Source organism: Streptococcus suis, from assembly GCF_046032115.1.
Classification (GTDB): Bacteria; Bacillota; Bacilli; order Lactobacillales; family Streptococcaceae; genus Streptococcus; species Streptococcus suis_AJ.
This window is the reverse complement of record NZ_JARQOZ010000054.1, coordinates 1-11,436: the sequence shown is the minus strand read 5'-3', so window position 1 is coordinate 11,436 and position 11,436 is coordinate 1. Positions and strand designations below refer to the sequence as shown.

8 protein-coding genes and 2 pseudogenes are annotated in these 11,436 nt (G+C 40.4%); all 10 read left to right on the top strand.

The window, feature by feature from the left end; genetic code table 11:
- Positions 1-544, top strand: a 544-nt coding sequence (locus P7J36_RS11040) for an LPXTG cell wall anchor domain-containing protein (RefSeq protein ID WP_408552141.1), incomplete at its 5' end; no start/stop codon positions are given.
- A complete protein-coding gene (locus P7J36_RS11035) occupies positions 545-736 on the top strand; it encodes a thrombospondin type 3 repeat-containing protein (RefSeq protein ID WP_029174805.1) in 192 nt (63 codons plus the stop codon). It abuts the gene before it with no gap.
- Entirely contained in the window at positions 720-1,271 is a 552-nt protein-coding gene (locus P7J36_RS11030; protein WP_408552139.1) for a hypothetical protein, read from the top strand. The genes P7J36_RS11035 and P7J36_RS11030 overlap by 17 nt, the downstream gene beginning before the upstream one ends.
- Positions 1,272-1,321: 50 nt before the next feature.
- A pseudogene (locus tag P7J36_RS11025) lies at positions 1,322-7,821 on the top strand (SNF2-related protein).
- Between the two features lie 70 nt (positions 7,822-7,891).
- Positions 7,892-8,191, top strand: coding sequence for a DUF5962 family protein (locus P7J36_RS11020; protein WP_000169469.1), 300 nt, complete (start codon positions 7,892-7,894; stop codon positions 8,189-8,191).
- A 13-nt stretch (positions 8,192-8,204) separates the two neighbouring features.
- Entirely contained in the window at positions 8,205-8,495 is a 291-nt protein-coding gene (locus tag P7J36_RS11015; protein WP_000893083.1) for a DUF5966 family protein, read from the top strand.
- Positions 8,496-8,589: 94 nt separating this feature from the next.
- Positions 8,590-9,321: a hypothetical protein gene (locus P7J36_RS11010; protein ID WP_024402539.1), complete on the top strand. Its 732-nt coding sequence runs from the start codon at positions 8,590-8,592 to the stop codon at positions 9,319-9,321.
- Entirely contained in the window at positions 9,261-9,674 is a 414-nt protein-coding gene (locus P7J36_RS11005; RefSeq protein ID WP_208546504.1) for a TnpV protein, read from the top strand. The genes P7J36_RS11010 and P7J36_RS11005 overlap by 61 nt, the downstream gene beginning before the upstream one ends.
- Positions 9,675-9,721: 47 nt before the next feature.
- A pseudogene (locus P7J36_RS11000) lies at positions 9,722-10,760 on the top strand (IS1595-like element ISSag10 family transposase).
- Positions 10,761-10,783: 23 nt separating this feature from the next.
- The gene (gene lnu(C), locus P7J36_RS10995; protein ID WP_002837187.1) at positions 10,784-11,278 is read left to right on the top strand and encodes a lincosamide nucleotidyltransferase Lnu(C); all 495 of its coding nucleotides are present in this window, start codon (positions 10,784-10,786) and stop codon (positions 11,276-11,278) included.
- Positions 11,279-11,436: the final 158 nt, after the last annotated feature.

Below are 11,436 nucleotides of genomic sequence, written 5' to 3'. Positions count from 1 at the left end.
CATCGTCATTCCTCCTGCTATCTTTTTCTATTATTCTACCTTATTTGATAGTAGATTTAAAACTTTGCAACAGAACCATCGTAGCTATCTGATGACGGATGTCATCCTCAAAGACGGTTCTGTCTTAAAAGAGGGGACAGAAGTCACGAAATATACCTTGCAACAGGTAGATACAGAAAATGGCCTCGTGTCAATTTCATTTGATAAATCCTTCTTAGAGACTGTCTCTGATGATTCAGCCTTTCAGGCAGATGTTTACCTGCATATGAAACGGATTGCGGCTGGTCAGGTGGAGAATACCTATCTTCATACAGTGAATGGCTATGTCATCAGTTCAAATACAGTTGTAACACATACACCTCAACCTGAAGAACCAAGTCCAAATCAACCCACACCACCTCAACCACCAATTGAGACTATTGAACCGCCTGTTCCAGCAAGCATTTTGCCAAATACAGGGGAACAGGAATCCCTTTTGGGCTTGATTGGAGCTGGTATTCTACTTGGTACGGCTTATGGACTGAAGAAAAAGGAGGAGAAGTAGATGAATCCGAAAACCATTTATGAAAAAGATTCAGACCATGATGGTCTGACAGACGCTCAGGAACTGGCTCTGGGAACCAATCCTTTGAGCAGTGACTCAGATGGAGATGGTCAAGTGGATTTAGAGGAGCTACAATCTGGACGTTCACCACTAGTCCTACAAAAGGAGTTGTGTGATGGCTTGGAACTTTGACACCATGAAAGAGACTTTGTCTGAAATGGAGAAGGACGATTACCAAGAGTTTATCAAGGCCTTTCTCTCATTGGAATTAAGTATTTCTGATAGAACAATCCTCAATCAAGTATACCAAGATTATATGGATGAAGATGATCTATCCTTGATTAGTGATGAGCTACGAGTTAAAGTGGATGGCTATCTGGATGAAGTCCAGGCAGATATGACTGATATTCTGGAAAAATTGTACCGAACAGGGGAAGGCTCTAGTTTTATTATGGATCTAATGTCCTCAAATAATCTTTCAGACACCTTGGAACAGTATGAGTTTTTGGATAGTGATGATTATTCACCACTTAGCCTTGAAACCTTACAGGCCATGATTCAACAGGACTTGGCCATTTCCAGTCAAGATTATTTTGGCGACTTGGTTCACCTAGCTTTGCAGAAAGAGTTACTAGACCAAAAAAGTCATTTCTTACAACACTATGTGGCGACTTTGATGGAAGGTATGCCACAAGAAAAAGACCAACGAGCCTTGGTCCTAGACTAAAACGAAGGGCTGAGAATAGAATCTCAGCTCTTTTTTGATGGGAGGAACGAATGAATCAAAAAGTTTTACTACAGATGTTGCGGGCTACCATTCCTCGTGACAGAGCCATGCTTGAAGCATTTTTGTATTACCAAGCAAACCACTTTGATGAGGATTGGGATAGCCTTATCAAAGAATTTATTGTGAATAGAAAGGAAGTCCAAAGCCCTGTTCAGGTACTTCATTTTGAGACGGACGTTTCAGCTTTTGTACAGGCTAGTCCTTATGATACTGCTCATGACCTGTTGACTTATACACAAGTATTCGGCCAAACTGGTCTCCAAAAACTCGACAAACTATCGCCGTCTGAAAAAGACTTGGTGATTGAAGTGGCCTTGTTCAATTTGGCCACTCGTTTTCAATTATTAGACTCAAATGGTCACTACCAAACCATATCGCCGGATTCACTCTTACAAAAGAGTAGGGGAGCTAATTTGGTCAATGTTTATCGTGTGGCTAATAATTTAGCGGATAGGATCAGCCGAGATATTGAACAGTTCCTCTTGACTTACGAGCCTGAGCTTGAAACAGTTCAAGAAATAGAAGAAACTGTTGATGAGCACAAAACAAGTGTTCATCAAGCAATATCTTTTAGAGAAGATGGCTCTTTGATTATTGCTAGTTTGGATGTAGATTTGTCTCAACTGGATATCCGAACTGGAAAAACCAGCCATCTGCCAGCTTATGAAGAGTTACCTTTACGACGTAAATTTGAGATACTAACATATTTTGACCAAATTCGAAATGAACGTTCCAAAGCCCCAAGTTTTAGACGAGGTGATTTTGACACTGAAATGGAAATGACACCAGTCTTTGAAGGAGAAGAGTTACTTAGCTATCTAGAGGCTGATGGCAGCCTCTATGAGCTGAAACGGACCTTGACTCAAGTTGAGGAAAAGGAATTAGAAAAAATTGAACAAGACCAAGTCGGTATTTTATTGGATGCGGCAGGTCGTTTTCGTATGAAAAATTCGGACCTTGCTTTATTAGGTGGTTATCCAAAAGCTACGGTAACTCAACTAGCCCTTGCGACCGAACTACTCCAAATGGGGCTAACTCATGAAAAGGTTGAATTTTTCTTTGGCAGTCAGCTTTCCATTGAAGAGCTGAGACAAGCTGCCTACGCCTTTTTACATGAAGATTTAAGCAGAGAAGACGCGGAGCAATTTGAAAAAGATAAAGGCAATCAGCCAGATTTAACCCTCAGAGATTGGAAGAACAAGCTAGAGAAAGCTGAGGGAAAAGAAGTAGTTGATGGAGAATTTGCGGAAAATCCACTAGTCCAGAGAGTATTGGATACCTATCCTCTGGGGTCATTGGTTTCCTATAAGGGACAGGACTTTGAGGTCGTTTCGGTCAGCGATGCTCGATTGAACGGTTTGATTCGGATTGAGTTAGTCAATGATTTTTCGGATATCATTGAACAAAATCCAGTTCTTTATTTGAGGACCTGGGAAGAAGTCAGTCAGGCACTTCATCAGCTAAAGGCAGAACCACAAACAGAGTTAGAAGAAGCGGACCAAGAATTAAACCTTTTTTCATTTCTGGAAGAGGAGCCAGTTCAGAGTGTTGGACTATTGGAACCAAGTAGTGTAGAGGAACCTAACAATGATGTTGTTGTCCAACCAAACAACCAAGGTCCCATTGAGAATTTAGGGGAATCAATTCCAGAGATTCCAGTAATGGACTTTTATTTTCCAGAAGATATGATAGACTTTTATCCTAAGACTGCTAGAGAGAAAGTTGAGACAAACATTGCGGCCATTCGTTTGGTTAAAACACTTGAAACGGGACACCGTCAGGCAAGTAAAAATGAACAAGAACTCCTTGCCAAGTATGTAGGCTGGGGTGGACTAGCCAATGAATTTTTTGATGACTATAATCCAAAATTTTCTAAGGAACGAGAAGAACTGAAAAGCCTAGTCACAGATAAAGAGTATTCGGATATGAAACAGTCCTCTCTGACAGCCTATTATACAGACCCTGCCCTTATCCGTCAGATGTGGGATAAGTTGGAAAGAGATGGCTTTACAGGTGGCAAAATCCTAGATCCTTCCATGGGAACAGGGAATTTTTTTGCAGCAATGCCCAAACACTTAAGAGAAAAGAGTGAGTTATATGGTGTGGAATTAGATACTATTACAGGAGCTATTGCCAAACACCTTCATCCAAATAGTCACATTGAAATTAAGGGCTTTGAGACGGTGGCTTTTAACGACAATAGTTTTGATTTGGTAATTTCAAATGTGCCATTTGCCAATATTCGGATCGCGGATAACAAGTACGATAAGCCTTATATGATTCATGACTATTTTGTTAAAAAATCCCTTGATTTGGTGCATGATGGTGGACAAGTTGCGATTATCTCTTCAACAGGAACAATGGATAAGCGAACAGAAAACATCTTACAAGATATTCGTGAGACAACTGAATTTCTTGGTGGGGTTCGACTGCCTGATTCTGCCTTTAAGGCCATTGCAGGAACGAGTTTCACAACGGATATGTTGTTCTTCCAGAAACACTTGAACAAGGGATATGTGGAAGATGACCTAGCCTTTTCAGGTTCCATTCGCTATGACAAGGATAGTCGCATTTGGCTCAATCCTTACTTTGATGGGGAATACAATAGCCAAGTGCTAGGAACCTACGAGGTCAGAAATTTTAACGGAGGAACACTTTCTGTTAAGGGGACTAGTGATGACTTGATTGCAAGCGTCCAAACTGCTCTAAATCACGTCAAGACTCCAAGAGAGATTGATCGAAATGAGGTCATCATTAACCCAGATGTATTGACCAAACAAGTCATTGATACCTCCATTCCAGCTGAAATGAGAGAGAATCTGGGTCAGTACAGTTTTGGTTATCAGGGTTCTACAGTTTACTATCGTGATAATAAAGGCATTCGAGTGGGGACCAAGACGGAAGAAATCAGTTACTATGTCGATGAAGATGGTAACTTCAAAGCCTGGGACACCAAGCATTCCCAAAAGCAGATTGATCGCTTTAATGCCTTAGAAGTAACTGATAGCACTGCTCTAGATGTTTATGTTACAGATGATGCAGCCAAACGTGGTCAGTTTAAGGGATATTATAAAAAGACAGTTTTCTATGAAGCTCCATTGTCTGATAAAGAAGTGGCACGGATTAAGGGAATGGTGGACATTCGAAATGCCTACCAAGAAGTCATTGCCATTCAACGCTATTATGACTACGATAAGGAGACCTTTAACCACTTGTTAGGCAAACTCAATCGTACCTATGATAGCTTTGTCAAACGCTATGGGTATTTAAACAGTGCAGTGAACCGCAATCTTTTTGATAGTGATGATAAGTATTCGCTTCTTGCTAGTTTGGAAGATGAAAGTCTGGATCCAAGTGGAAAGTCTGTTATCTATACTAAGTCCCTTGCCTTTGAGAAGGCCTTAGTGCGTCCTGAAAAAGAGGTTAAAAAGGTACATACTGCCCTTGATGCCTTAAATTCTAGCTTAGCTGACGGCAGAGGTGTTGATTTTGCTTATATGATGTCCATTTATCAGGTCAATTCTAAGATGTCCTTGATTGAGGAGCTAGGAGACCTCATTATGCCTGATCCTGAGAAGTATTTGAATGGGAAATTGACCTATGTGTCTCGCCAAGACTTTCTGTCAGGTGATGTGGTTACCAAGTTAGAAGTGGTGGACCTATTCGTCAAACAAGATAATCAAGACTTTAACTGGCCACATTATGCAGGACTTCTAGAAACAGTCAAACCAGCACGCATTACTTTAGCAGACATTGATTATCGAATCGGTTCACGCTGGATTCCTTTGTCTGTTTACGGAAAATTTGCCCAAGAAACCTTTATGGGGAAAGCCTATGAACTGTCAGACCAAGAAGTAGCAACAGTCCTTGAAGTCAGTCCCATTGATGGAGTTATTACTTACCAATCAAAGTTTGCCTACACTTATTCCAACGCAACGGATAGGAGTCTAGGTGTCCCTGCTTCACGCTATGATAGTGGTCGTAAAATCTTTGAAAACCTCCTGAATTCCAATCAACCAACCATTACAAAACAAGTTGTCGAAGGGGATAAGAAAAAGAATGTGACGGATGTAGAGAAAACAACAGTTCTGCGTGCTAAGGAGACACACCTACAAGAACTCTTTCAAGATTTTGTAGCAAAATATCCAGACGTCCAACAGATGATTGAAGATACCTATAATAGTCTCTATAATCGTACAGTTTCTAAGGTTTATGATGGTAGCCATTTAACCATTGATGGACTCGCACAGAATATTTCCTTACGTCCTCACCAAAAGAATGCCATTCAACGGATTGTGGAGGAGAAACGTGCCCTACTAGCCCATGAGGTAGGGTCTGGAAAAACCTTGACCATGCTTGGAGCTGGTTTCAAATTGAAGGAATTAGGGATGGTGCATAAGCCTCTTTATGTGGTCCCATCTAGTTTAACTGCTCAGTTTGGTCAAGAAATCATGAAGTTCTTCCCAACCAAGAAAGTCTATGTGACCACTAAGAAGGACTTTGCCAAAGCCAAACGCAAGCAGTTTGTGTCTAGGATTATTACAGGGGACTATGATGCCATTGTCATTGGGGATTCACAATTTGAGAAAATACCGATGAGTCGTGAGAAACAGGTCACCTATATCAATGACAAACTCGAACAACTCAGAGAAATTAAACTAGGAAGTGATAGTGATTATACGGTGAAAGAAGCGGAGCGTTCGATTAAGGGACAGGAACACCAGTTTCTAACTCTATAAGTGAACTTTTCACCATGATGAATTACATTCAACCCGATGTCTTGGAACGATACCAGGTATCAAATTTTGATTCATGGGTTGGGGCTTTTGGGAATATTGAAAACTCCATGGAACTAGCCCCGACAGGAGATAAGTACCAACCCAAGAAACGGTTCAAGAAAGTTGTCAACCTGCCTGAACTCATGCGAATCTACAAGGAAACTGCCGATATTCAGACTTCAGACATGCTTGATTTACCAGTACCTGAAGCTAAAATTATTGCGGTGGAAAGCGAGTTAACGCAAGCTCAGAAATACTATTTAGAAGAACTGGTAGAGCGTTCAGACGCTATCAAGTCAGGTAGTGTTGATCCAAGTAGAGATAACATGCTTAAAATCACAGGTGAAGCCAGAAAACTAGCCATTGATATGCGGTTGATTGACCCTGCCTATACCTTAGCGGATAATAAGAAAATCCTTCAAGTGGTCGATAATGTCGAGCGGATTTACCGTGAAGGAGCTGGAGACAAAGCCACACAGATGATTTTCTCTGATATTGGTACCCCTAAAAGTAAGGAAGAGGGTTTTGATGTCTACAATGAACTTAAGGACTTGCTAGTCGATCGAGGTATTCCAAAGGAACAAATTGCCTTTGTCCATGATGCCAATACTGATGAGAAGAAAAACTCACTGTCACGAAAGGTCAATAGTGGTGAAGTGCGGATTCTCATGGCTTCTACGGAAAAAGGTGGAACTGGTCTAAACGTACAATCACGCATGAAAGCTGTCCACCACTTAGATGTTCCTTGGCGTCCCTCAGATATTGTACAGCGAAATGGACGACTGATACGTCAGGGAAACATGCACCAGGAGGTAGATATTTATCACTATATTACAAAAGGGAGCTTTGACAATTACCTTTGGCAGACACAGGAGAATAAGCTCAAATACATCACTCAGATTATGACTTCAAAAGATCCTGTGAGATCAGCAGAAGATATTGATGAACAAACCATGACCGCATCAGACTTTAAGGCTTTAGCCACTGGTAATCCCTATCTCAAACTCAAAATGGAATTGGAAAATGAACTGACAGTGTTAGAAAATCAAAAACGAGCTTTTAATCGCTCAAAAGATGAATACCGTCACACTGTTTCCTATTGCGAGAAGCACCTCCCTATCATGGAAAAACGGTTGAGTCAATATGATAAAGATATTGCCCAATCTTTGGCAACAAAGTCGCAAGATTTTGTCATGCGATTTGACAATCAAGCAATGAATAATCGTGCAGAAGCAGGAGACTACCTGCGAAAACTCATTACCTATAACCGCTCAGATACCAAGGAAGTCAAAACACTTGCCAGCTTTAGAGGATTTGATTTAAAAATGACTACACGAGGTCCTAGTGAGCCTTTGCCAGAGACTGTTTCTTTGATGATTGTAGGCGATAACCAATATACAGTCGCCCTTGATTTGAAATCAGACGTGGGAACCATTCAACGGATCAGTAATGCCATTGACCATATTATAGATGACCAAGAAAAGACACAAGAGCTGGTAAAGGATTTAAAAGATAAGCTACAAGTAGCCAAAGTAGAAGTTGAGAAAATCTTTCCCAAGGAAGAGGAATATCAGCTTGTAATGGCTAAGTATGATGTTTTGGCTCCCTTGGTTGAAAAAGAAGCAGAGATAGAGGAGATTGATGCGGCTTTGGCCAAGTTTAGTGAAGATACAACACCCCAAATGAAGCAACAAGTAGTACTCGAGATATAAGAAAAATGGCTGACAAATATTTTTGAACGCGGTAAAATGAAGTCAAGAAATCACATAAGGAGCACAGACCATGACCAAAACAGTAGAAGAAATACGTTATCAACTTGAACAATGGTTGGCACAAGGTTTTACAAGCCCAGAGGATAGAGCCAACTACCAAGCTTTAAAGGAACAGTATGAAGATGAAACTCTTGATTATAGCTTTTCAAAGCGTGAAATCACTGGACAGCTGGAACTCATCATCACAAGTCGTGAGAATGATTTTCCAAACTTAGATGAGGTGACGAAGGCAGAATACCTTGATTTGGTTGCCCAACTTGATGATTTAGACAAGAGACAGGCTGACTATTATCGCAAGCAATTAGCCTAGAAAGAGGTGTAAGATGTTGGAGCAAATTCTACAAAGCCTTTTGATTATCGCAGCAATAGGACTGATGTTGTTTGTCCTTTATCGGATTGTGAAAGTTTCAGGTGCTTTATTTCTTATCGGACTCATCAGTGGATTAGTCTTTATTGAAATATATGGAATTTACCTATTCTTCACAGAAAGACACCTATATTCAGAAGATTTAGCAGCTAATGGCATATGGAGTTTCACTGGATTTTATATTGCATTGAATTTATTTCTTGCTATTAGCTTAAGTATGAGGTGGTGGAGAAATAGAATCGTTTAACATGGGGATTACCTACTGGTAGTCCTTTTTCTTGTGATAAAATCTCCAAGCTAATCTTGATATGATGAAGCTATCACTAATAGAGGAGTAAGCCATGTTAAATAAAGTGAAAGCTCGATTTCTGATTGGATTAGGAGGTTTAATCGCAGTCAGTTTTATGGTCATGATTGGCTACACGATTGGCTCACAAACCATTTCAAAGCAAACAGAGAACCAAATACGAGCAGAAGCCAATAAACTTGTGTCAAAGAAAAAGCAGGAGGAAAGAGCGACAGTCCTATCAGATGAGCTTGTCAATGAATTTCTCACTCAATATTTCACCAAGGTCCAGCTGGGTGAAAATAACGCTCGTATCAAACCCTACATGACGGACTCGGCATTTTCAGAAGAGGAAGCAAATCAGAATAAAGCGATCAATCAAGTTTATAAAGACTATATGCTTGACTACCGATTTGAATCAGCCAGTATCTATGTCAATACAGAAAGTAATGTTGCACTTGCGGAAGTTACCTATCAAGTGACCTATGTATCTGATTTGAGTGAGCAACAACAGCGAACCTCTCAAACAGAAACCAAGACGGTTATGTTATCCTACTCCAAAGTTTCCGACAAGCTCCTGGTTAATCAGTTGACCATTTGGAATGGAAAACTAGAGGACATTAAAGAAGCCACAGATGGTGCAAATTCCAGCATACCAACGATCCAAGGATGTAGGACGGATTTTGCGGACATTCAAAATAAAAAAGAATGTGGAGGTAACAGACAATGGCAAAGACAATTTTTGAGGAAATGGGCGGCAAATACGAAAGGCAAGGCGATTATTTAATACCGTGCTTAACTGTACCCGCCGAAGAAGAACAGCCGATAGGCATCTGGGGACAGCGGCATTTGGATTATCTGAAGCATCACTGCAAAGTTACATACACCAATCTTCTTACAAGCGGCAGACTTAACGCTTACCTTGCCGACATTGACAGACAGGCACAGGAACGCTTTGAAAGGCTCATAGAGGGTATGAAACAGGCACAGGGCATAACGGAACAGCTAAAGGCAGAAAACGCCTTAGAATGGACAGGATGCCTCAATAACATAAGGGCTTGTGCGAGGGAGATTGTGGAAAAGGAAATTATTTTTGCATGGCTCTGTCACAACAAATGGTTGATTTTTGACGAGAAATAGCGTATAATAATAGTAAGAAACAGTACCACCGAAGGAGGTAATTGGATATGCCTACTATCAAAGACGCATTAGATATTATCGGTAAGTTGACTGTCGCAGAGCAGGAAAGCCTTAAAACAATGCTTTTAAGTCCTGCCTTTGTAAAGTCTTTGAATATTGAAGATTTCGTAGCAAAGGAACGCTTTGCAAATGGTCGTGTATGCCCTCTTTGTGGCTGTATCCATGTGGTTCGCAATGGTCATCGTAAAGATGGCACACAGCGATATGTATGTAAGGATTGTGGCAAGTCCTTTGTGATTGCTACGAACTCCATTGTGTCTGGTACAAGAAAAGACTTGTCCGTGTGGGAGCAGTACATTGATTGTATGATGAATGGCTTATCCATTCGTAAGACTGCTGTTGCTTGTGGGATTCACAGAAACACCGCATTCCTTTGGAGACACAAGATTTTGGATGCACTTCAGAATATGGCAGACGATGTTACCCTTGACGGCATTATTGAGGCTGACGAAACTTTTTTTCGCCATCTCGTACAAGGGCAATCATAGCAAGAGTAAGACATTTGCTATGCCACGCAAGGCTCATAAGCGTGGTCATTCTACACATATCAGAGGCTTGTCCCAAGAAAAGGTATGTGTTCCTTGTGCGGTTAATAGGAATGGCTTGTCTATCTCCAAGATTACGAATACTGGTAGAGTTTCTACAAGAGATTTACATCATATTTATGATGGTAGGATTAAGACCAATTCCACTCTTGTTACGGACAAGATGAACTCCTATGTGAGATTTACAAATGCCAATGGCATTGACCTTGTGCAGTTAAAGACTGGCAAAGCCAAGAAAGGCATTTATAATATCCAACATATCAATAGCTACCATAGCCAGCTAAAGAGGTTTATGCGTGGCTTTAACGGTGTTTCTACCAAGTATCTGAACAACTATCTTGTGTGGAATAACCTTGTAAATTACGCCAAAGAAAGCGACATGGAGAAAAGGAACATCTTCTTAACTTTTGTTTTGGCAACATTGAAAACTGCTAAATGCAGAGATTTATCAAACAGACCAGCAGTTCCTCTGGTCGCCTAATTAGAATTTGTGGAGATGATAAGATGGTCAATATAACAGATGTAAAACAGATTCTTCAATTTGCAATAGATGCGGAGATTAAAGTCTTTCTTGATGGTGGCTGGGGTGTAGATGCTCTTCTTGGATATCAGTCAAGAGCCCATAATGATATTGACATTTTTGTAGAAAAGAACGATTATCAGAACTTTATAGAAATAATGAAAGCTAATGGCTTTTATGAGATTAAGATGGAATATACAACATTGAACCATACTGTATGGGAAGATTTGAAAAACAGAATTATTGATTTGCATTGTTTTGAATATACGGACGAAGGTGAAATTCTTTATGATGGGGATTGTTTTCCGGTAGAAACTTTTTCGGGTAAAGGAAGAATTGAGGAAATAGAGGTTTCCTGTATTGAACCATATAGTCAAGTAATGTTCCATCTGGGATACGAGTTTGATGAAAATGATGCACATGATGTGAAGTTATTGTGTGAGACATTTCATATCGAAATTCCAAATGAGTATAGATAACTGCAAATAACAGTTTGTAGGGGAGTTCTGATACTCCCCTATAAAAATGGCTATTTATCAACTGTTTGTTGTGACATAGCCTTTTGCATAAACAGATGATTAGTGGCAGGGGGAAATCCTGCCGCTTTTTCTGCTTTAGTTTGTCAGCTTGACAAATA

Excerpts from the sequence above, each read along its gene's own strand:
- P7J36_RS11020 (WP_000169469.1), top strand. The coding sequence starts at position 7,892 with ATGACCAAAACAGTAGAAGAAATACGTTATCAACTTGAACAATGGTTG.
- P7J36_RS11005 (WP_208546504.1), top strand. The coding sequence starts at position 9,261 with ATGGCAAAGACAATTTTTGAGGAAATGGGCGGCAAATACGAAAGGCAA.
- P7J36_RS11010 (WP_024402539.1), top strand. The coding sequence starts at position 8,590 with ATGTTAAATAAAGTGAAAGCTCGATTTCTGATTGGATTAGGAGGTTTA.
- P7J36_RS11035 (WP_029174805.1), top strand. The coding sequence starts at position 545 with ATGAATCCGAAAACCATTTATGAAAAAGATTCAGACCATGATGGTCTG.
- P7J36_RS11030 (WP_408552139.1), top strand. The coding sequence starts at position 720 with ATGGCTTGGAACTTTGACACCATGAAAGAGACTTTGTCTGAAATGGAG.
- P7J36_RS11015 (WP_000893083.1), top strand. The coding sequence starts at position 8,205 with ATGTTGGAGCAAATTCTACAAAGCCTTTTGATTATCGCAGCAATAGGA.